The organism is Thalassospira marina, assembly GCF_002844375.1.
Classification (GTDB): domain Bacteria; phylum Pseudomonadota; class Alphaproteobacteria; order Rhodospirillales; family Thalassospiraceae; genus Thalassospira; species Thalassospira marina.
Map to the genome: position 1 here is coordinate 1,108,752 of NZ_CP024199.1, position 22,421 is coordinate 1,131,172.

17 protein-coding genes are annotated in these 22,421 nt (G+C 55.3%); 9 read left to right on the forward strand and 8 right to left on the reverse strand.

The genetic code is table 11. The features are described 5' to 3' along the window. Positions 1–16: 16 nt before the first annotated feature. From CSC3H3_RS04940 to CSC3H3_RS04960, 4 genes are all read right to left on the reverse strand, one after another. The gene (locus CSC3H3_RS04940) at positions 17–1,192 is read right to left on the reverse strand and encodes a PLP-dependent transferase (RefSeq protein ID WP_101264051.1); all 1,176 of its coding nucleotides are present in this window, start codon (positions 1,190–1,192) and stop codon (positions 17–19) included. Continuing rightward, positions 1,179–1,898, reverse strand: a complete 720-nt coding sequence (locus CSC3H3_RS04945; protein ID WP_215907559.1) for a FadR/GntR family transcriptional regulator — start codon at positions 1,896–1,898, stop codon at positions 1,179–1,181. Before CSC3H3_RS04945 ends, CSC3H3_RS04940 begins: the two co-directional genes overlap by 14 nt. Before the next feature lie 428 nt (positions 1,899–2,326). After that, positions 2,327–3,517, reverse strand: a complete 1,191-nt coding sequence (locus CSC3H3_RS04950) for a hypothetical protein (protein WP_101284112.1) — start codon at positions 3,515–3,517, stop codon at positions 2,327–2,329. Between the two features lie 567 nt (positions 3,518–4,084). After that, a complete protein-coding gene (locus CSC3H3_RS04960; protein WP_101264054.1) occupies positions 4,085–4,729 on the reverse strand; it encodes a TetR/AcrR family transcriptional regulator in 645 nt (214 codons plus the stop codon). 135 nt (positions 4,730–4,864) lie between these two features. On the opposite strand from CSC3H3_RS04960, the gene CSC3H3_RS04965 reads away from it, so the two are divergent. The 4 genes from CSC3H3_RS04965 (at position 4,865) to CSC3H3_RS04980 (ending at position 13,340) form a co-directional block, all read left to right on the forward strand. Continuing rightward, positions 4,865–6,052 carry an efflux RND transporter periplasmic adaptor subunit gene (locus CSC3H3_RS04965; RefSeq protein WP_101284115.1) on the forward strand — a complete coding sequence of 396 codons (1,188 nt, stop codon included), beginning with the start codon at positions 4,865–4,867 and terminating at the stop codon, positions 6,050–6,052. Positions 6,053–6,064: 12 nt separating this feature from the next. Beyond that, complete coding sequence (locus tag CSC3H3_RS04970) at positions 6,065–9,211, forward strand: efflux RND transporter permease subunit (RefSeq protein ID WP_101284117.1); 3,147 nt, start codon at positions 6,065–6,067, stop codon at positions 9,209–9,211. A gap of 470 nt (positions 9,212–9,681) precedes the next feature. Beyond that, a complete protein-coding gene (locus CSC3H3_RS04975) occupies positions 9,682–11,412 on the forward strand; it encodes a thiamine pyrophosphate-dependent enzyme (protein ID WP_101284118.1) in 1,731 nt (576 codons plus the stop codon). A 251-nt stretch (positions 11,413–11,663) separates the two neighbouring features. Continuing rightward, positions 11,664–13,340, forward strand: coding sequence for an FMN-binding glutamate synthase family protein (locus tag CSC3H3_RS04980; RefSeq protein ID WP_215907560.1), 1,677 nt, complete (start codon positions 11,664–11,666; stop codon positions 13,338–13,340). A 65-nt stretch (positions 13,341–13,405) separates the two neighbouring features. Here CSC3H3_RS04980 and CSC3H3_RS04985 read toward each other — a convergent pair whose 3' ends face one another. The 3 genes from CSC3H3_RS04985 to CSC3H3_RS04995 all read right to left on the reverse strand — a co-directional run bounded on the left by CSC3H3_RS04985 (position 13,406) and on the right by CSC3H3_RS04995 (position 16,083). After that, positions 13,406–14,086: a hypothetical protein gene (locus CSC3H3_RS04985; protein ID WP_101284120.1), complete on the reverse strand. Its 681-nt coding sequence runs from the start codon at positions 14,084–14,086 to the stop codon at positions 13,406–13,408. A 63-nt stretch (positions 14,087–14,149) separates the two neighbouring features. Next, positions 14,150–15,319, reverse strand: coding sequence for an acetylornithine deacetylase (argE, locus tag CSC3H3_RS04990; RefSeq protein ID WP_101284122.1), 1,170 nt, complete (start codon positions 15,317–15,319; stop codon positions 14,150–14,152). Further along, the gene (locus CSC3H3_RS04995) at positions 15,316–16,083 is read right to left on the reverse strand and encodes an NAD kinase (RefSeq protein WP_101284124.1); all 768 of its coding nucleotides are present in this window, start codon (positions 16,081–16,083) and stop codon (positions 15,316–15,318) included. The genes argE and CSC3H3_RS04995 overlap by 4 nt, the downstream gene beginning before the upstream one ends. 259 nt (positions 16,084–16,342) lie before the next feature. Between CSC3H3_RS04995 and CSC3H3_RS05000 the strand changes: the two genes are divergently transcribed. Beyond that, the gene (locus tag CSC3H3_RS05000) at positions 16,343–17,050 is read left to right on the forward strand and encodes a TetR/AcrR family transcriptional regulator (protein ID WP_101264061.1); all 708 of its coding nucleotides are present in this window, start codon (positions 16,343–16,345) and stop codon (positions 17,048–17,050) included. Here CSC3H3_RS05000 and CSC3H3_RS24345 read toward each other — a convergent pair. Beyond that, a complete protein-coding gene (locus tag CSC3H3_RS24345; RefSeq protein WP_157831834.1) occupies positions 17,031–17,330 on the reverse strand; it encodes a hypothetical protein in 300 nt (99 codons plus the stop codon). The genes CSC3H3_RS05000 and CSC3H3_RS24345 overlap by 20 nt on opposite strands. A gap of 81 nt (positions 17,331–17,411) precedes the next feature. Between CSC3H3_RS24345 and CSC3H3_RS05005 the strand changes: the two genes are divergently transcribed. The 4 genes from CSC3H3_RS05005 (at position 17,412) to CSC3H3_RS05020 (ending at position 22,235) form a co-directional block, all read left to right on the forward strand. Then, entirely contained in the window at positions 17,412–18,575 is a 1,164-nt protein-coding gene (locus tag CSC3H3_RS05005; RefSeq protein WP_101284125.1) for a hypothetical protein, read from the forward strand. Positions 18,576–18,591: 16 nt separating this feature from the next. After that, complete coding sequence (locus CSC3H3_RS05010; protein WP_157831835.1) at positions 18,592–20,610, forward strand: hypothetical protein; 2,019 nt, start codon at positions 18,592–18,594, stop codon at positions 20,608–20,610. A gap of 79 nt (positions 20,611–20,689) precedes the next feature. Continuing rightward, entirely contained in the window at positions 20,690–21,112 is a 423-nt protein-coding gene (locus tag CSC3H3_RS05015) for a hypothetical protein (protein WP_101264065.1), read from the forward strand. 199 nt (positions 21,113–21,311) lie between these two features. Then, positions 21,312–22,235 (forward strand): sulfurtransferase, encoded by a 924-nt coding sequence (locus tag CSC3H3_RS05020; protein ID WP_101264066.1) that lies wholly within the window; start codon positions 21,312–21,314, stop codon positions 22,233–22,235. Positions 22,236–22,421 lie beyond the last annotated feature (186 nt).

Genomic DNA, 22,421 nt, shown 5'->3' on the forward strand with positions numbered 1-22,421 from the left:
GTTAATGGACGTTTTGTTATTGAAGTGCGGCATCGATGGCAGCAGACAGATCCGACCAAAGGTCTTCTGCATCCTCGAGGCCGACATGCAGGCGAACCAGATTTTCCGGCACGCCAAAGCGCAGTGCCGAATTGGGTCCGCCAACCTGGGCCCGCGAAACCAGTGCGGGCACAACCAGACTTTCGTGTCCGCCCCAGCTCACGCCGATTTTGAAAATGCTTAGCGCATCACAAAACAGCGGAATCTTGACGCGGGATGAAAACTGCAGGGAAAACAGGCCGGATGCCCCGGTAAGTCCGTCAGGCAGGTTGCGGCCCAGTGTCGGGTGAAGTACGGCTTCTACTTCGGGATGTTCGGCAAGTTTTTGCGCAATGAACAGGCCTGAACGCTGATGTTCGCGCATGCGTGCGGGCAGGGTGCGCAGGCCGCGCAGCAAAAGCCAGGCATCAAACGCCGAAAGCTTGCTGCCCAGATAGGGCAAAATCTGGCCGCGCAAACGGCCGATAAATTCGCTGCTGCCCGCAACAACCCCGGCAACCACATCGCTATGTCCGCCCAGATATTTGGAGGCGGAATGAATGACAACATCGCAGCCCAGTGTTGCGGGTTGCTGGAAAATCGGTGATGCCCAGCTATTGTCGATCATGGAAACCGCGCCATGCTGGCGGGCAATGTCACACAGCTTGGCAATGTCATGGACCTGGAATGTCCAGGATGTCGGGCTTTCGAGATACAGCAGCTTTGCGCCCGGCATGGCCTTTGCCACGGCATCGGTATCGCGGCCATCAACGTAATCCACGCTGACATTCAGGTCTTTTAACATCATTTCGAAAAACCGGTAGGCATCGGGGTAAAGATGCTCGACCGCGACAATGCGATCACCGGGTTTGACCACCGATAAAACCGATGACGAAATTGCTGCCATGCCGCTGGCAAAGCCAAGGGCATCGTCGGTTTTTTCCAGCTTGGCGATCTTTTCTTCAAAGGCGCGCACGGTGGGGTTCAGGCCACGGCTGTAAACCGGGCGCACCTTTTTGCCAGCATAGGTTTCTTCCATGTCGGCAAAGGATTCAAAGGTGAACAACGAGTTCTGAAAGATCGGCGGCACCACGGCATTGGCGAAATGGCGTTCGTCATAGGCAACGGTGGTGGATGGCGATGCGGGGGTAACGCGGGGCTTATTGGTGTTCATTGGACATTCTCACGATGTCGTTCTCGACGACTTCAAGGATGGCGAGGGTATGCTTGCGCGCGCTTTCTTGGTCGCGCCGTTCGATGGCTTCAAACAGCATGCGGTGAAATTCAAAGGAATCTTTTGCAAAATCGGGGCGGTTAAACGGGATGGAGAAGAAGGATTCAAAGGCTTCGCGCATCTGGCTGAGCAATTGCTCGAACAGGGGGTTTCCTGCGGCCTTATAGATCGACAGGTGGAAAACAAGGTCGGCCTGGCCGGCTGTTCCCTCGCGCAGATGTTCGGCTTCCATGATCTCAAGGGCGGTGCGCATTTCCTCGATATCTTCGGGGGTGGCGCGTTTGGCGGCCAGAACACTGGCTTCGCATTCCAGCCCGCGGCGTACTTCCAGGGTTTGCAACAGCCCGTCGCGCTGGGTGGCAATGGCCAGGGGCATGTAAACGGTTTTTTCCGTTACCGATCGTTTCAGATAGGTGCCCGACCCACGGCGAATTTCGACAATACCCAGCGCCTGCATATGGCCAATGGCCTCGCGGATGCTGGACCGGCCAACCTGTAAGCCTGCCATCAATTCGCGTTCCGGCGGCAGGCGGTCGCCGGGTTTTAAGCCCGCTTCGACAATAAAACTGGTCAATGCTTCCAAAATGGCATCGCGGCGTCCCGATGATGCAATTGGCGTGAAGCCGGTCCCCGTTGTGTTTGCCACACTTCGATCCCTGATTTGTGTTTGCGTGTGCTTGTCAGGCACATTCTGGTATGCCGTCTGACATCAGACGTCAGACCAATTTCCAAATGGAAGGCTGCCTTGTCAAGTTTTATGCAATGGAACGACTGTTTTTGGTGGTTTTGCGAAATAAAATTACAAAGCAGCCGCCTGCCTGCCGGGCGCGTTAATCAGCCGGTATCTTTTGCAACCTGCTGGCTGGCGCAGTGTTTTGCTTAAAATTCGTGGTAACGAAGGTTATAAGGTGATCAGCGCGAATGTGCTGGCATTCACGGGTGAAATTGCGAATCCGCTGGTCATTGCGCCGGGTGCAAGTTGTGTGACGCGGGCCGAAAAATGAAAAACCGCAAACCGGCGGGGCCAGCTTGCGGTTTGTATATTCATGTTGCTGCGCGGGGCAGGGTGGGGAATTAGCTGCCCGGGCCTGACATAACGGTGCGGCCATTTACCGTGATGCGGCCATCGGCCAGCAATTGCACCTTGTATTTATTAATGCCCTGCTTGCCGGGTTTACCGGCAGCCAGGCCATCAACCGCAGGCGGAAACAGCGCGCCCAGGATTGTGGGGTTTTTCGGCGTACCCAACAGATATTCAAGCTGGTCGCGGCCAACAAGGTCAAGATCAAGCAGCCCCTGGAAGCCATAGGCAGCCTTTTCCTGCGGGACGAATTCGCCAGTGCCAGCTGCTTCAAGGTTGCGGCTTTCCACATACAGGTCTTCGATATCAATTGGTTTGCCGGTTTTAAGGGCCTCGTGCCACAGGTCATTGCCGATATTGTTGCGCACCTGCGCCGGGTTTTCACCAGCCAGAAGGTCGGTCAGGCCGCGTTGCAGGATCGGCCGGGTGCGTGACCATTGTACGCCGGTGGCATGGCCCTTCAGGCGCACGGTACGGGGCTGAAACAGGCCGGGCATCCACATGCCATCATGGGAATAATCCATGCGTGTGGTGCCGTCACTATCGGGATAAAGCGACAGGTCCGCCGCCTTCATCGCGCCCATTTTTTCGCGATTGGGGCCGGTCCATTCGGCATCGCGCCAGGCAAGGTCGATTTTTTGCTTCAGCCAGGAAATTTGCAGGTCGCTAAGCAACCAGTGCTGGCGCGAAACCGGTTCATCCGCCCCCAGAAAATCGGCAAGGCCGGTAAAGCCTTCGGGGCTGGATGTTTTGGTGTTCCAGTTGATGGTGCCACGCGCGTCATGCAGGGTCAGGTTACGCTGATTGATGGTTTCGTCGGCCTCGATCCGGCCCTGTTCAGGCAGGGCAAAGCCGATGGTGGCCAGTTGCGGGTTTTTGCCATCTTCCTTTACGTCAATCTGCACATTGCTCATGACGAGGTCGCGGTTGCCCTCATATCCGCCAAGCGGCAGGTGCACGTCATCAAACCGGAAACTGGCGGTGCCATCGTGGGTGGTGGCCGTTTTTTCCGTTGCGGTGATGTCGTGTTGCGCCATGATTTTTTGCACAATCGCGCGCGCCTGCGCCACATCCATCGCCGATGCAGCACCGGGCAGGGCAACAAGGCCCGCACCCAGCCATGCAAACAGGCCCAAACGGGTTTTTGTGGCACCAAAACGGGGGAAAAGGGCGGCCAAGCTCATTTAATCGGTCTCGCTGGTCGTGAATTCAGGCTGCCAATCTGGCGCATGATTTTGGTGAAGATGGGGCAAATTTTTTGGCCCGGTCGGGCTTTGCCTATCACGATGCCGTGAGGATGCAAGGCACGAAAACCCGAAAACATAACCGGGTATAGGGTGATGGATAGGGCGATATTGTGCCGGTCAGGCGCGGCGATGCTGGTGCGGGCATGTATGAATGCGCATTCAAACCCTTCTGGAAGGCCGGATTTACCCGATTGGACGCCACAGACTGCCCGGTTGGTTACCTTGTCGTCACTTCGTGAAAACGATAATGGCCTTTGCGCGGTAGATTTTGTCGTGCTGGCGAAAGCAGCTGCGGCACGGTTGTTATAGTTTGGCGCGATGATGCCTGCTGGCATTGAAGGATGGGCTTTGCGCTGCAATCTATTGCAGGTGAGGCGCGAAATGGGTGAATTGAATGGATACGGGATGGGTTGTTACGAATAAATGTAATTTAATTTTGCGTTGCAAAACGCGGCGGGGTGGTAGACCCTTTCGTCCGAATGACATGATTGTTGCGTAAGACGATCAGGATTTCCGGTTTGAAATGCCATTAAACAGCAAATCAATCAGCTGGTGTGCCTTGGCGATCATTTCTTCCTTTGATGGAATACGTGGCGGTGCGGTTTCAATAACAATGTCGCGCCACTGGCCCTGGATCATGGTTAAAAACATGCGGGCGGTAAATTCCGGATCGGGAACATTCATGGTGCCCATATCGTGCTGATGCTGGAAAAAGGCGGTGATACGGGCCGTGACTGGTTCGGGGCCATTTTTCATAAAGGTTTCGCGGATGCCGGGGAACTGGTCCATTTCAAGCTGCAGGAAGCTCATGATCCGAATGGATTCTTCATCCATGCATTTTTCTGTCATGATGATGGTGAAATTCAGCAGGGCTTCGCGCGGGGGCAGATCAGAGCCAAGCGAGGTTTGCAGAATTTCTGAAAACTCCTGACACTTTTCTGTCAGGACGGATGCGATAAGACCATCCTTGCCGCCAAAGGCTTCGTACAGGGTCGTGCGCGACCCGCCGGACCGGGAGATAACATCGTTAAGCGTTACAGCCGCAAAACCCTTTTCCGACAGGATCTGCCAGGTGGCATCGAGCATTGCCCGACGACGGGCCTCGCCACGGGAATTCTGTTTTAAGACAGGCTGTAAAGTGTCGTTCATGTTTTTCCAAGGCCTTGTGTTTTTGGGTCTTGCTTCTGCGCTGCACAAAATGTACTGTACAGTACAGTATTATTAAAAGCAATGGCAAGGCTGATGTGATGGCCTTGCTTTTTCGGGACTGGAAGGAAGAAAACTTTGTCCGTTCGTTCTTGTCTAAAAGCTGCCAGTCTGGCGGCATTGGTGATTTTTGTTGCCGGTTGCGACGAGCAGAAAGGGGGCGGTGAAGCCGCTGCCCAGCAACAGCAGGCACCAGCAACCCAGGTAACCTTTGTCGAGGTTCAGCCGCAAACGGTTGGCCTTGTCGCAGAGCTGCCGGGCCGTACTGTTGCATCGCGCAAAGCTGATGTCCGTCCGCAGGTGGATGGTATTATCAAGGAACGCAACTTCACCGAAGGCGCGACGGTCAAGGCTGGTCAGCAGCTTTATCAGATCGACCAGAGCGTCTATCTGGCGAACCTGGATGCCGCAAAGGCCGAACTGGCCCGTTCGCAGGCAACGCTGGACCAGGCAACCAAAACCCGTACCCGTTATGACAAACTGATCAAAACCCAGGCTGTCAGCGAACAGGCGCGTGATGACGCGGTTGCCGCCGAAGCCCAGGGCAAAGCCAGTGTTGCTGCCGCCCGCGCCCAGATCGACCAGGCGCGCATCAATCTGGAATACACCACCGTTACCGCGCCGATCCCCGGTAAAATCGGGGCGTCCTCGGTTACCGAAGGTGCGCTTGTTACTGCCAACCAGGAAATGGCACTGGCGACCATCACCCAGCTTGACCCGATCTATGTTGACGTGACCCAGGCCGGTGGCCGCCTGATGCGCATTCAGCAGGGCATTGATTCCGGCCGTATCAAGGGTGCTGCCAATGGCGATGGCGTTGATGTCCGCCTGATTCTGGATTCAACGGGTGATGAATATGCCCATGTCGGCAAGTTGCAGTTTTCGGACGTGACCGTGAACGAAACCACCGGCACCGTTCGCCTGCGTGCTGTGTTTGACAACCCCGACCAGGTGTTGCTGCCCGGTATGTTCGTGCGTGCCTTTGTTGACCAGGGCGAAGTTGAAAACGCCTATCTGGTGCCGCAGCGCGCCGTGATGCGCCGCCCGGATGGATCGGCCTATGTTTTCACCATCAAGTCCGACAATACCGTCGAGGCAAAGGCACTGACGATTGAACAGTCAAAAGGGAATGACTGGGTCGTGACCAAGGGCCTTAATCCTGGCGACCATATCATTGTCGACGGCCTGCAGCGTGTCGGCCCTGGCGCACCGGTTTCCCCGGTTGCCGCAAAGGACGACGAAAACGCACAGCCGGCATCCCGATAAGGATAGTATCTGATGGCAAAGTTTTTCATTGATCGCCCGGTATTTGCCTGGGTGATTGCCCTTGTGATCATGTTGGCGGGGGGGCTGTCGATTCTGCAATTGCCGATCGAACAGTACCCGTCCATTGCGCCGCCATCGGTCCAGGTGACGGCGACCTATCCGGGGGCGTCGGCCCAAACCGTGGAAAACACGGTTACCCAGGTCATCGAACAGCAGATGAACGGGCTTGATAACCTGCGTTATATGTCCTCGACCAGTGATTCCACCGGCCGCGCGCAAATCACGCTGACCTTCAATTCCGAAGCCGATCCTGACATTGCCCAGGTCCAGGTGCAGAACAAATTGCAGGCTGCAATGTCTGTTCTGCCAAGCCAGGTGCAGCAGCAGGGCATTAACGTTACCAAATCCAGCGGGTCGTTCCTGATGGTGGTTGGTTTCGTGTCTTCCGATGGCAATATCGGTTCGCACGACCTGGCCGACTTCGTTGCCAATACCATCAAGGACCCGGTTTCGCGTGTGAACGGCGTTGGCAGTGTGCAGGTTTTTGGTGCGCAGCACGCCATGCGCGTCTGGCTGGACCCGTACAAGCTGATCAGCTATGGCCTGTCGGTTTCCGATGTGCGCACAGCGATTGAGGACCAGAATACCGAAGTTTCCGCCGGTCAGATCGGCGGTGCCCCGTCGGTTGAAGGCCAGCAGATCAACGCCACCATCACCGCACAAAGCCGCCTGCAAACGCCGGAAGAATTTTCCAACATTCTTTTGCGCGTGAATACCGATGGTTCGCAGGTGCGCCTGGGTGATGTTGCCCGCGTTGAAATTGGTGCTGAAAGCTACAACATCGTTGCCCGTTATAACGGCAAGGATGCGGTGGGTATTGGTATCAACCTGGCAACCGGGGCAAACGCCCTTGATACCGCCGAGGCCGTCAAAAGCCGCGTTGCGGAACTCCAAGCCTATATGCCTGCCGGTGTCGAAATTGTTTATCCTTATGACACCACGCCTTTCGTGAAGATCTCGATCGAGGAAGTGGTCCACACCCTTGTTGAAGCGGTGGTTCTCGTTTTCCTTGTGATGTTCCTGTTCCTGCAAAACTGGCGCGCCACCCTTATCCCGACCATCGCCGTTCCGGTGGTGTTGCTTGGTACATTTGGTGTGCTGGCAGCGTTTGGCTATTCCATCAACACGCTGACCATGTTTGGTCTGGTGCTTGCCATCGGTCTTCTGGTGGACGATGCCATCGTTGTTGTGGAAAACGTCGAACGTGTGATGTTTGAAGATGGTCTGTCCCCGCGTGATGCAACACGCAAATCAATGGAACAGATCACGGGGGCTTTGATCGGTATCGCCCTTGTGCTGTCGGCTGTGTTTATTCCGATGGCCTTTTTCTCCGGTTCGACCGGGGCGATTTACCGCCAGTTCTCGATCACCATTGTTTCGGCGATGGTTCTTTCGGTGGTCGTTGCAATCGTGTTGACACCGGCATTGTGCGCAACGCTGCTTAAAAATGCCCATCACGATCCCTATTCGCGCAAGGGCTTCTTTGGCCTGTTTAACCGCGGATTTGACAAAACCAATACCTTCTATCAGGGCAGTGTCGGCCATGTGGTGCAGCGCAAATGGCGTTACCTCACGGTTTATGTCCTGCTTGTTGGAGCTCTTGGCTATCTCTTTACCCAGCTTCCGACCTCGTTCCTGCCTGATGAAGACCAGGGCATCATGTTCTCGATGGTGCAGTTGCCTGCCGGTGCTTCGCAGGAACGGACCCTTGGCGTTCTGAAAAAGGTCGAAGGCCATTTCATGAATGACGAAAAGGACAATGTGAACGGCATCTTTACCGTGGCGGGCTTCAGCTTCGCCGGTAGCGGTCAGAATGCCGGTATTGCCTTCGTCAGCCTCAAGGACTGGTCGCAGCGTACCGAACCGCAACAGGCGGTCAAGGCGATCATCGGGCGTGCCTATGGTTTCTTTGCCCAGATCAAGGAAGGCATGGTCTTTGCCTTTACCCCGCCGGCAATTGTCGAACTGGGGACGGCAAACGGCTTTGACATGCAGCTTGTTGACCGTGGTGCCGTGGGCCACGATGCCCTGATTGCAGCACGTAACCAGTTGCTGGGCATGGCCGCACAAAACCCGGCAGTGCAGGGTGTGCGCCCGAACGGCCTGAATGACATGCCCGAATTCCAGGTCAATATCGACCAGGAAAAGGCAAAGGCACTGGGTGTATCGATTGGCGATATCAACGATACGCTGTCGGCTGCCTGGGGGTCGAGCTATGTCAACGACTTCATGGAAAAAGGCCGCGTTAAAAAGGTCTATATCCAGGCTGATGCGAAATTCCGCATGATGCCCAAGGACATGGACAACTGGTATGTGCGTAACAACCAGGACGAAATGGTGCCGATTTCGGCATTTGCCTCCACCTCCTGGGGGTATGGTTCGCCGCGTCTTGAACGTTTCAGCGGTTTGCCCTCTGTCAATATTCAGGGGCAGGCGGCACCGGGTGTCAGCTCGGGTGATGCGATGAATGCCATGGCCGATATGGTGTCCAAGCTGCCCGATGGTATCGGGCTGGAATGGACGGGCCTTTCCTACGAAGAACGTGCCGCGGGTGACCAGGCACCGGCCCTTTATGCCCTGTCGGTCATTGTCGTGTTCCTGTGTCTTGCTGCCCTTTACGAAAGCTGGTCAATCCCGGTTTCCGTGATGCTGGTGGTGCCGCTGGGTGTTTTGGGTGCCGTGGGTGCCGCCATGCTGCGTGGCCTGCCGGACGACGTTTACTTCCAGGTGGCCCTGCTTACGACCATTGGTTTGTCGGCGAAAAACGCCATTCTGATTGTCGAGTTCGCCCGCGATCTTTACGAAGACGGGATGGGGCTGCTTGAGGCAACCGTCGAAGCTGCCCGTCAGCGTCTGCGTCCGATCATCATGACCTCGATGGCCTTTACCCTTGGCGTTCTGCCCCTTGCGATCAGCACGGGTGCAGGGGCGGCGGCCCGTGTGGCCGTGGGTACTGGCGTGATGGGCGGTATGATCGCGGCAACGGTTCTGGCGATCTTTTTCGTGCCGCTGTTCTTTATGGTGATTGTCGGCACCTTCAGCCGCAAGGATCGCCAGAAAAAGGACAAACCGGTCGCTGATGACAGCCCGGCCCTGTAACTGACTTTGCGGGACTGGCGGTTTTTCCTGCCAGTCCCCGACATACAAAAGCCGGTCCGTTGATACCGGACCGGCTTTGTTCCCGCGCTCTCGACGGTCTGCAGAATAATCTGCTAGTCCCCCGACCCCGCCGTCGGATGCGCGTGGCAAGGAGCCGGTGCAAACGCACCGGCTCTTTTGTTTTGGCCAAATGTGCGGGGGTCGTCAAGGTCCGATATAACCTGAACGACTGTATAGAAACGTTTTAGTGCCATCGGATAGGTGGAACCACCGGCCTTTTCCCGCGTTGTTAAAGGACATACCCGGTTTCGGGTTGCGCACGCAAATTTGTGCGATTGCAGGCCACTTTCTTCCTTTTATTGTGCTTTGCCGTCCTGGCGGGGTGACAATTTCCGACAGATTCTGTTCTTTGGCGACCTGTGCCGAAACCGCGATCCTGACTGTTCATTTCCTGTTTCAAAGGAGACATCATGTCGCGCACCATTGCTGAAACCATCGTTGACATGCTGGCCGATGCCGGGGTGAAACGCCTTTATGCGGTCACCGGCGACAGCCTTAATCTGTTAAATGATGCCGTGCGCCGTGATGGCCGGATCGACTGGATCCATGTTCGCCACGAAGAAGCCGGTGCCTATGCCGCCATGGCCGAGGGCGTTTTGGGTGGGCTTGGCTGTTGTGCGGGCAGTTCCGGCCCCGGTCATGTCCATCTGATCAATGGTCTTTACGATGCGCATCGTTGGGGTGCGCCGGTTATTGCCCTGCCATCCACCATTGATCGTGCCGATTACGGCATGGAATCGTTTCAGGAAACCGACCTTGCCATGTTTGATGGCTGCAGCTGGTATAACGAGCTTGCCCAAATCCCCGAACAGGCCCCCCGCATGCTCCAGCAGGCGCTGCAAAATGCCATCACCCGCAAGGGCGTTGGTGTTTTTGGCTATAGCGGCGATATTTTGCCGCTGGATCTGCCTGAAACCGCTATTGCGTCGCCGGTTTATCGCCCGCAAACCGTGTTGCGCCCTGATGATGGCGCACTGGATGATCTGGCAAAAATGCTGGCCGGGGCCAAACGCCCGTTAATTTATGGCGGTATGGGCTGTGATGATGCCCGTGCCCAGGTTCGTGAACTTGCCCGCCGCCTCAATGCGCCGGTGGGTTGGACGCTCAAGGGTAAAATGGCGCTGGAACATGACAATCCAAACGGCATTGGCATGACCGGCTTTATCGGGGGCAAGGCCTGTGCCGATGCCATTGCCAAGGCCGATGTCGTCTTGCTGTTGGGAACCGACTTCCCGTGGAAGGATTTCCTGCAAACCGATGCCCGCATTGCCCAGGTTTTAACCCATGGCGAACGGCTGGGGCGGCGCACCCATGTTGAAATGGGGTTGGTGGGCGATGTGCGTGCAACGCTGGATGCCCTGTTGCCCCGCCTTGAAAACCGCGATGATGACAGCTTCCTGCAAGACAGGCTAAAGGCTGCGCAGTCCGATCGCGATAATCTGGTACATCATGCACAAAAACCGGGAAAAACCGGCGAAATCAGTCCGGAATATCTGACAACAGCGATCAGCAACCTTGCCGATGACGATGCCATTTTCACCGCCGATACCGGCATGACCACGGTGTGGGCCGCGCGTTATATCGCCAGCACCGGCAAGCGCAGTTTTATGGGGTCATTCTCGCATGGCTCCATGGCCAATGCGATGCCCCAGGCGATGGGGGCGGCACTGGCCGGTAATGGCCGCCAAACCATTGCGTTGTGCGGCGATGGTGGTTTGTCGATGCTGATGGGTGATCTTGCCACCATCGGGCAATATCAGTTGCCGGTTAAAATGGTGGTCTATAACAATTCCAGCCTTGGCATGGTTGAAATTGAAATGCAGCTTGCCGGTCTGCCCAATTATCAAACCGAAATGACCAACCCCGACTTCGCCCGCATTGCCGAGGCCTGCGGCATTCGTGGCCTGCGGGTGGAAGACCCGGAAAAACTTGACGATGCCCTGCACATGGCAATGAACCATAACGGCCCGGTATTGCTGGATGTGCAAACAGACCGTTATGCCGTTGCCATGCCGCCCCATACATCCGCCGGGCAATTGGGCAAATACGCGCTTAGCGAAGCCAAAATGGTCTTGAATGGCCGGGGTGCCGAAGTGATCGACCAGATCACCACCAATTTCAAATATCTGCGCGATTTATAAATGTGAAAGCCCGATGAATGGCGGGACCGGGCAGGGACGTGGCGGGGCAGAGCAGTGCAACGCATGTCAGGCCAATGCGATCCGCCCTGTTCTTCAGCACGCGCCGCATATCTTCGTTACGTATCACTGCGTTTTCGCGTCTCGCCTGTCCTCTCTTTTGCGCCATCACACCACCACCTTACCCCGCGCCTTTACCTCAATTCTCCCTGCCGTCCTCCGGCCCCGTTTGATGATCAGGAATGGAACAGCCAATGAAATTCAAAGAAACCCTGTTTGGTGCTTTCATGGGGGGCAATGGCCCCGCGCGGGCCTTTTTGCCGTTTCTGGCTGTGGCGGGCACCATTGCCTGTGTGGTTCTGGCGGGGCGAAATGGGGCGTGGTTATGGGGGCTTGTGGTCTGTGTGCCTGTTTTGCTGCTGGCTTTGCATGATGTTTTTCAGCGCGATTATGCCATTTTGCGCAATTACCCGGTGCTGGGTTGGGCGCGCTATCTGTTTCAGGATTTACGGCCTTATCTGCGATCCTACATCGTTGAAGGCGACCTTGAAGGCCGTCCTTTCAGCCAGGATCAGCGCCGTCTGGTTTATGAACGCGCACGGGACGAGGAAGATAACCACCCCTTTGGCACCGAGCTTGATGTTTACGCCCATGAATATAAATGGATCAGCCATTCCATCGCCGCGACCGAAGTGCCCGATATCGACCCGCGCATCACCATCGGCGGCCCGCAATGCAAACAGCCTTATGAGGCGTCGATCCTCAATATCTCGGCCATGAGCTTCGGCTCCCTGTCCGCCCGCGCGATTGAGGCACTCAATACCGGCGCAAAAATGGGCAATTTCGCCCATGATACCGGCGAAGGCTCCATCAGCCCCTATCACCGCAAGGGGGGTGGTGATTTGATATGGGAGATCGGTTCGGGCTATTTTGGCTGCCGGACGGAAGATGGCAATTTTGATGAAGACCTGTTTGTCAAAGCCGCCTGCACCGATCAGGTTAAAATGATCGAAATAAAACTTAGCCAGGGCGCAAAACCCGGCCATGGCGGGGTGCTGCCTGCGGCCAAGGTATCGCCGGAAATTGCCGAAACCCGCAAGGTGCCGGAAGGCAAAGATTGCATTTCACCCGCCTCGCACCGGGCCTTTTCCACCCCGCGCCAAATGCTGCAATTCGCTGCCCGCCTGCGCGACCTTTCCGGCGGCAAACCTGTTGGCATCAAGCTGTGTGTGGGGCATCCGCACGAACCCTTTGCCATTGCCAAGGCGATGCTGGAAACCGGGATTTATCTTGATTTCATCGTCGTGGATGGGGCTGAGGGCGGCACTGGTGCCGCGCCGATAGAACTTTCAAACCATGTCGGCCTGCCGCTTTATGACGGGCTGGTGATTATGCGCAATGCGCTGGTGGGAACGGGCCTGAAACAGCATGTGCGCCTGGGGGCGAGCGGCAAGGTCCATTCCGGCACCGGCATTGCCCACGCCATCGCGCTGGGTGCGGACTGGGTCAATGCCGCTCGCGCCTTTATGTTTTCAATTGGCTGTATCCAGTCGATGAATTGCCATAAGGGCAATTGCCCCGTCGGCGTTGCCACCCAGGACCCGCGCCGCCAGCGCGGCCTTGTGGTCGAAGACAAAGCCGAACAGGTCGAACGCTTCCACCGCAAAACCGTACGCGCCGCCTTGCAAATCTCCTGCGCGGCGGGCCTCAAACACATCCACGACCTCGAACCCCACCACCTCTTCCACCGCATCAGCCCCACCGAAGCCCGCACGGCGGATCAGATTTACCCGTTCGTCGCCGAAAACCAGTTGGTCGATGCTCCGGAAGACACACCGTATGATCTTTGGTGGAAAGCCGCCTCCGCCGACAGCTTTAATGTCGCCAAACAGGTGGGGGATGAGCATAAGGCTAAGTCGATGGGAGTATAAGGAGTAAAAATTTAGATGGATTATTTTATCGGTGGAATGATTTTTTTATAATTTTCGGAGGTATTTCATTTTTTGAATTCGAAAAAATCGTTAAATTTGGAATTTTTATGAATTTCATTTATTTTGTGAATTTTTCTGCATTTTTCGTCATATATTCTTTTGCTGAGTGTTATTTCTTTGACGTTTTCTCTGTTGTTTATGAGGTTAATTATTTGGCTGTTTAGGATTTTTGTTATGCTTAATATATCGGAAGTCAAGTCGCATATTTCTGTGTGATCTTTTTTGAATTTTTCTTTGAGAGTGACGCTCCAAAAATTTAAATATCGATTGGACTTTCTTAGGTTCATCATGGAGTGATATAAAAAGTCCCACGATATTGTTAATTTATTTATACGTTGTTCCGAGCAATCTCTACTCTCTTCTGGGACGCCCGGTGCAGGGCACATATGATTATATTGGAAAGTCATCTCATGCAGGATGTCTTCTATTTCATCGAAGCATGATAAATATTTCTTTGCTGCTAGGTAAGCATCATCTTTCTTCTTTCCTTCCATCCAGCGATGATAAGTGTAAAAGGCAAAAATTACTCCTAAAAAGGTTGATAGACTACTGATTATTTCAGTTATTTCAGTTATTTTAGTTTGATGTAGGAGGTTTTTTAGTAATCCTTCATCTAATGAAGCACCAATAACTCCTCCGGTAGTGAACGCTGCGAGTGTTAGGAATAGGAGGAATGATTTTTCCATTTCGTTCCTTTTTATATTTTTCCGTGTTTGGAAGAAGTGTCTCGCAGTATTCGCTATGGTGGTCTAAATCGAAATAACCCTCACCAACTTATCCAAAAACACCTCACACCTTACCAACTGATCGAGCGCGATAAACTCATCCGGTTTATGTGCCTGCTCGATATTGCCGGGGCCGCAGACGACGGTGGGGATGTCGCCCAGTTCGGCGAAGATGCCTGCTTCGGTGCCGAAGCTGACTTTGCCGGTGGTGTTGGCCCCGGTCAGTTCCATGACGAGGCGGGTGACGTCATCGTCATCGCCGGTGGCAAGGCCTGCCACGTCCGACATGGTTTCAATTTCAATGCCGGCTTCGGGGTAGGTTTCGCGCATTTGCGGATGCAGGACGGTGTCGATATAGTCCTGAATGGTTTTGCGGATTTCCGCGCGGTCATGCAGGGGCAGGTTGCGATATTCAAAATCGAACCAGCAGTTTTGCGGAATGATATTAAGCTGCGTGCCACCCTGGATCAGCCCGGTATGAACCGTGGTGTGGTTGGGCACAAAATCATTGTCGTGCGGGCCTTCGGTGCGGAATTTTTTGCCAAGCTGTTTTAAAAACACAATCAGTTCGGCGGCAAATTCAACCGCATTCACCCCTTCGCCCGGCAGGGACGAATGGCCTGAACGGCCCGTCACATGGGCGCGGCCGGAAAACTTGCCTTTATGCTGGGTAATCACCTGCATGCTGGTCGGCTCGCCAACAATGCACATGGCCGGTTTGCAATTGAGGTCGTTGATCATTTCAACAAGGCGCGGCGCACCGATGCAGCCAATTTCCTCGTCATAGGTAAAAGCGATATGGATGGGAACGCGCAGATTTGCTTTGGCGAAATCCTCCGCCCGGCCCATCAGGCAGGCCAGAAAACCCTTCATGTCGCATGATCCACGACCATACAGTTTGTCACCGCGGATTTCGGTGGTGAAAGGGTCGCTTTGCCAGACCTGGCCTTCCACCGGCACCACATCGCTATGCCCTGAAAGGATCACGCCGCCGGGCACATCCGGCCCGATGGAGGCATAAAGGTTGGCTTTGCCGTGGTTATCGTCAAATACGGTATGGCACCGATAACCCAGACCTTTGAGGAAATCCTGCGCCTGGTTGATCAGGGCAAGGTTGGAATCCATGCTGGTGGTTTTATGCGAAACCAGTTTCGCCAGCCAGTCCAGGGTCTTTTCGCTTGGTTGGGTGCTCATTCGACAAACTGTTCCTTCAGGATGCGTTCTTCAAGATTGTGTTCCGGGTCAAATAACAGGCGGATATCCATGCTGGGATCTTCGCGGATGATGACCTTGGACACATCGCGAACCTCGGTATAGTCGGCCACGGCGGAAACCGGGCGTTTTTCGGGTTCGAGAATTTCAAATATCACCTGTGCCCGTTCGGGCAGAAGTGCGCCGCGCCAGCGACGCGGGCGAAACGGGCTGATCGGGGTTAAAGCCAGAAGGCCGCTTCCCATCGGCAGGATCGGCCCGTGGGCCGAAAGGTTATAGGCGGTGCTGCCTGCTGGCGTGCACACCAGCGCGCCATCGCAGACCAGTTCGGGCAGGCGCTCCACACCATCAATTTTAATGCGCAGTTTGGCCGCCTGGCGGGTTTCACGCAGAAGCGATACTTCGTTAATCGCCAGCGCACACATGGAGCCACCATCCTTGGTGTGGGCCTCCATTTGCAGCGGATGAAGTTTGACCGTTTGGGCATCATGGATGCGTTCGGGCAGGTCTATTTCGCGAAATTCATTCATCAAAAAGCCGACAGTACCGCGATTCATGCCATAGATCGGCACCTTGCGGCCGATATAGCGATGCAGGGTTTCCAGCATGAAACCATCACCACCCAGGGCGACAATGACTTCGGCCTTGTCAGGCGAAACATGGCCATAGCGATGCTTGAGCCGGTACATGGCATCCTGGGCGATTTTTGTTTCGGCGGCGACAAAGGCAATTGAATGAATGTACATTTTTTATCCGTCGAGGCGAGGATGGCCACACTGGCCCTTTACGACACACGATATGGATCGAAAAGCAGGCCCGCGCAATGCGCCTGCAAATAGAGCCCGATTGACATTGAATTGCAAGGGGCTGGCGAAAAAACACCAGTCATTACAGGCGCAAAAGGGGCCATTTTGTCGCACCATCAGGCACAGCTATTATTGACGTGAGGTGTAAAAGAGGTAACCCTTTGGCTAGCTGTGGTTAACTTGTGGCACATCGAACGAAATGAGCGATAGCAAACACCTCGCACCGCTGGTTCTGGGCGAAGATGATGATACCAATGACGGCTGGCGTCGTGGTGTGAAAAATGGCGAAAGCCGGCAATTGCGCGTGCGCATGCCGCGTGACCCCAACGGTACACGGCAAAAGCTGCTGGATGCGGGCTTTGCCGAAATCCGCCGTGCCGGGGTTGAGGCGGCATCGATTGCCAATATCATCGACCTTGCCGGTGTTACCAAAGGCGCGCTGTATCACCATTTTCGCAGCAAATCCCAGCTTGCCAATGCCGTGATCGAGGAATGCCTGCCTGCCTATGTTGATGAAATCTGGCTGGATGGCCTGGCATTTGAGGAAGATGTATTGCCTGCCCTGATGGCGCAGGTCGATATGCTGGGCACCCGCGATGCCCCGGAAATTCTGGCACATGGTTGCCCGCTGGCGCGCCTGGCATCGGGCGCGGATGATATGGATGATGCCACGCGCAAACGTATCGACAGCGTTTATCGGTACTGGCGGCGCGGGTTGGCCGGGCATATCAGCCGGTCGCAATTTGGCAAATATGTGCGCACCGATATCCAGGCATCATCGGTGGCTGAATTTATCATTGCCACCCTGCATGGCTATCTTAGCCGCCCGCCGGTACTTCGCGGGGCCGATGTGCATGCGGCCTTTGCCGGGGAATATGCCCGCTATCTTAGCGGACTGCGCCCGTGATTTCCCGCTGAGTTATCACTGATTTCCTTCTGATATGTGCTGGTTGTGCAGGCTGATCCACCGGGTTGGCCGTGTGCCCGGGCCAGCGTTGCGCCGTTTTCAGGGCTATGTCTTGCCCGCGAATTTGGCGAACATCTGTCATATCCATCTTGCTCTGTAGTTGGGACGGGCTTATCTTTTGGTATGGGGTTATGGCCACGCCCGGTATGCGGAATTTGCGCGCATCGGGGCGGACAAAAAATTGCGCATGGCGCGTGCCGGAAAGGGCAGGGATATTCATAAATCCCGCCTGCCAGCAAAGGGTTGCATGGATCAGGTTTGGTTCATGATGTTGGGGTTAAGGCATGGGTAAAGGGACACCATGTTGCGAAGCATGATTTATGCCGCCCTTGGGTTGGCGATGGGTTCATCTGTTGTATTTGCGGCTGAAAGCGGCACCTATCTGGATGGGGTGCTGTCAAAAGCGCTGGGCGAAAGTATTGGCGAATTTGACGAACGTGTTGCCGTGGAAAGGGCCACCCGCGATGCCCGCGCAGAAGAGGGCAAAAAGATTGCAAAGCTGCGCAATGATGAATTCTATGCCAGTTGGCGGAATTATGAAGCCGCCAAGCGCGATGAATATGCGCGCGAACGTGAGGAAGAGCGCCTTAAGCAGTTGCGCAAGGAAGCCGAGCGTGAAGAACGTATTGCCGCCGCCGAGGCCCAGCGTGCGCGCGACCGCGAAGCCAGCCGTGCCGCAACCAATGCCACCATTATGGAGGCGATTAACCGTGCGGCCAATAATATTGCCAGTGCCCAAATCCAGGGGCAGACGGCCGTAAACAATGCCTATGCCCAGGCCAATGCCATCAATGCTGCCCGCCGGGCCGAAGCCGACGCCAAAGTTGCCGCCGCGCGCCAGCAGCAGGAGGCACTTGCTGCCAATCAGCGCGTTTCCAGCCAGAACCGTGTTACCGATGCCGCGCGCGAGGCGGAACAGCGCATTGCTGCCCTTGCCAAACAATCCGTGCCGTCGGCAGGGGCTTCTTCGTCATCATCTTCTACTGTTGCTTCATCCTCTTCCGGGGTGGCATCGACGCAAAATAACACTGGCAAGGCAAAATCATCGACCAGTGTGGTGGCATCATCTGGTACGTCCGGCACGCAAAAGAAGGTGGCTGCGGCGGAGCTGATAATGCGCAAGGAATCTGTCGCGCATTGTTACACCAATATGGATATGGTTCCGGGCTTTGGCGAAGTCGAATGGCGGTGTGACGGGCCGGTTCAGAAAACCGTGGTCAAGGAAACGCTGGCTGTTGCCCTGCAACGTGTGGGCTGTGACAAGGCCGATGTGGATCATCGGCGCTATGGCTGGCGCAAGGGCTATGTCTTTTACTGTGAAAACGGCATTCTGTCCTATGACCGCGATGTGGCCAGCATCCTGTCCATGCCCGGTAAAATCCTGGCGCAGCGCCATACCTATCAATGCCGGGACAAGGCCAACTATTGCGACACGCGCGCAACCGGCCAGGTAAATGGGGGCTGACATGCAGGGATGTGAAATGTTCCCTGTCATGGGCCGAAACACCAAACGGTCGCTGGGCTTGCGTTCCATTTTGCGTGGTCTGGTTTTGCGGGCAGCGGTTTTGTTGCTGTTATTGATGCCGCTTTCACAGCCGGTTTTGGCCGCAGCACCCGATGCCAGATTTATCGAACTAAGCGAACAACTGGGTGATGCCATTCGCAAAGGCCAGGATGTGCAGGTGGTGGCACTGGCCGGGCAGCTTCGTGCCGGGAAACTGGCCGTTGGCCGGGAGATCGACTTTGCCGAGGGTGCCGCCCAATTGCGCCTGCACAACAATGATGCCGCGGAAAAGCTTTTGAAGCGTTACGTGGCTGGCAAGGGCAAATTTGGCAAAAAGGCCAAGGATATGCTGGCCGAAATTGCCGCGCGCAAAACGCTGCTTGGGAAAACCTGGCGGAGAAAGACATCTTTATTGCCCGGTGACACGGCCTTTGCCGATGGTTCCTATATCTGGGCGGGAACGCTGGGTGATATGGCGGGCAACAATCTGGGGCTGGAATTTGTCAATGCCCGCGGGCAGGGCGAATGGCGCACCATTTCCGGCGGAACATCGGGTGAAGGTTACAGGGCATCTGCCATTATGGCAGATGGCGGGCTTGCCGTGGCTTCTACGGCCTATGGTCCGACGCTGGTGAAGCAGGCTTATCCGACTGCGGCGCGTGCGGCGGCCTATGACGCGCAGGGTAATTTGAAATGGTCCTTTACACGGCCCCTTAGTAGCGGTTCCTACGGTATTAACATTTTTCGCGGGCCGGATGGCGGCGTGATTTTCCAGTATTCGGAATATCGCCAGGACCATGACGGGAATATTATTCTGGGTTTAAATGCGCGCGGCGAGGCGATCTGGAGCTACACCCTGCCAGACAAGGTTGCGTTGCTTGAAGGCCTAAGCGTTGCTGCACAGGATGATGCTGGCAATCTGTATCTGCATTATTTTGCCAAAAAGCCGAAGCTTGTGGTGTTGTCACCGCAGGGGAAGGTTTTGCGAAGCATGCTGATCCGCCATCGCCTGAACCCGCGCTATGACGATTACATCATCAAACGTAGCGTTAATGATGACGTCACCGTTGGTACCGTCAGTTCCGATGGCCGGGTGATGTTTTTGTATGCCATTCATGACAAATCGGCCAACAGTATTGGCGATACCGCCGTTTACGCCATCGATACGGCGACGGGCAATGTCCTGTGGGTCAATGAATATGGTAAGAATTCCCCGTTAACATTTCATTCGCCAAACCTGCAATACGGGCAGGGAAGCCTTTATTTCGCAGCCCTTGAACCCCATGCCGATAATGCGAAGGCTGCAAGTTTCAGTGTGCGGCGCTATGACCCGCAAAACGGCACCATGACCGGGCGTTATGCCTATGCTGAACCCGGTGCAAATGCCGTTCGGATGGCGGGCATGACCGTTTTAAACGACGGGGTGCTGACCGGCCTTGGATATGGCAAGGAAAACGAGGCGTTTTTTATTCATAAACGCGATTTCGGCGCGGAACCCCCTGTTGCCCAAAGCCCGGATGCCCCCGGTCAGCCGGGCTTGGCCGGGGTGCCATCCGCCCCCGTGGCAAAGCTTCCCTCGCTTGAGGAAATCGCTGCCCTGAAACGTCAGGCAATGGCAAATATCAATGATGCCAGCACCAAGCTGAAAGCCTGCCGGGCCAAGGGGGCCGCACCGGCACGTATTGGCACGATCCGCGATATCAATAGTGACTGGGGTTATCTGGTTGTGACCCTTGATCCGCAAAAATCAACGGCGGGCAAGCTGGTGGCACTTACCAGTGACGGGCGGGAAATCCCGCTGAAGGCGGGCAAGCTTTCAGGGGGCACACTTTTGTCGGCAACGCCGATGAGCGGCAAGCTTGATGGTTTGGCATCGGGCATGGTGGTGGCGGCATCGGGCACAACGCCGCCGCCGGTTTGCAATGTCGAACAGGCCGCCGTGACCCGGGCACAAATGGCCTATGATGCCATTTCACAAGGATCAAAAAGCAACTAGGGCTTGCGGGCATTTAATTGTTTGATTGAACGGATAAACAGGCACAGCAGGGCGATTGCGCCCATCAAGGGGACATAAAATGAAAAAATATCTCGCGGGTTTGGCTGCGCTGATCATGCTGGCAGGGTGCGAATATAAGGATGCGGTGGTTGATACTTCGGTTGTTGATCTGATGCCGCCGGACATCGCCCTGAAATACCTGAATGACAATTTCCAGCCCTGGACATCGGGCTATGATGACTGCGTGCTGCGCGAAAGCGGCGTTATCATGGGCAGTAACAGCCATTCCTACAAGGATTTGCGCCTGATCATCGAACGCAGCACGATTGGCGATTATTACGACCTGCGCCTGATCGAAAAAACGCTGATCATCCCGGATTTCTGTTCCTATTATAAAGGCAACGACGATACCGGCCTGCAGCCCGCCGAACAGCGCAAGATAGACCGGATCGCAACGGCATTCGCATCCCTTGGTGTGCAGGTGCCTGCCGTCGGTAACTAGGCGCTCGGCGATACTTCACTTTAAAAAACGTCAAAAGGCCGGGGTCATCGCACCCGGCCTTTTTTGCGTTCGGCCATGATGTTTCTGGTGTGACGTTAATATAACACTTAATTTTGTGTTTATTAAAAAAATTTGACTAAATGATGGTGGAAAATATATAAGAATCACAAATTCGCATATTTTTTGGAGGTTGCATACCATGCGTTCCCACATTCTGGCAGGGATTACTGCCGTCGCCCTTATGGTTGGCGCAACCGCGGCCCAGGCCGAACGACTGACCGAAAAGCCGCTGGTTGATGCAGGCTGGCTTGCTGACAATCTGGGTAACAAGTCCCTGGTTGTGGTTGATATCCGTTCGCCGGGCAAATCGGGTAATCCCTATGATGCCGGGCATATCCCAGGTGCGGTTGATGCGCCCTATGGCAAATTTGGCTGGCGTTCCAAGGTTGGCGATGTTGTTGGCATGTTGCCGCCCGTCGATGTGATTTCACAGCGTGTCGGCAGCCTGGGTATTGATAATGACAAACAGGTTGTCATTGTTCCGGCTGGTGAAAATTCCAGCGATTTTGGCGCTGCCACCCGCGTTTATTGGACCTTCAAGGTGCTGGGCCATGATGCGGTAACCATCCTTGATGGTGGCCAGCGCGCCTGGGCTGCTGCCAATGGCGATATTTCGACCGATGCCGTGAAGCCCGAACAGGTTGCCTTCACCGCGCATTTCCGCCCCGAACTGGTCGCCAGCGCTGATGAAGTGGCTGAGGCAAAATCCCAGGGTGTTGCCCTGATTGATGCCCGCCCCGAAGCCCAGTTTGCCGGTCAAAGCAAAAGCCCGGTTGTGGCCCGTTATGGTGCCATTCCTGGTGCTGTGAATATTTCCCAGTCGAAATTCTATGACGACAAGGAAGGCAAATTCGTTGCGGCGGATGTGATCGAACAGCTTGCTGGCAAGGCAGGTGTTTCGGACAACAGCAAGGAAATCACCTATTGCAATACCGGCCACTGGGCATCGGTTGCGTGGTTTGGCCTGTCCGAAGTGATGGGCAACAAAAACACCAAAATGTATGACGGCTCCATGACCGAATGGGCCGCTGATCCGTCGCGCGATGTGGTGAAAGCCCAGTAACATCCTGTTATCGACAGGTTTGCACTTTTCCCGGTCAGGCCGAATGCGGGCCTGACCGGGGCCATCGCCCAAAACAGGCGATGATCGCGATTTGTCATTTCGGACAATCCCGCTGCCCGGTTGCTGTATGCGCCTTGCCTGCATGACGTATTTGATGCGCCAACGCGGGGCTTTTACCGGGCAGGC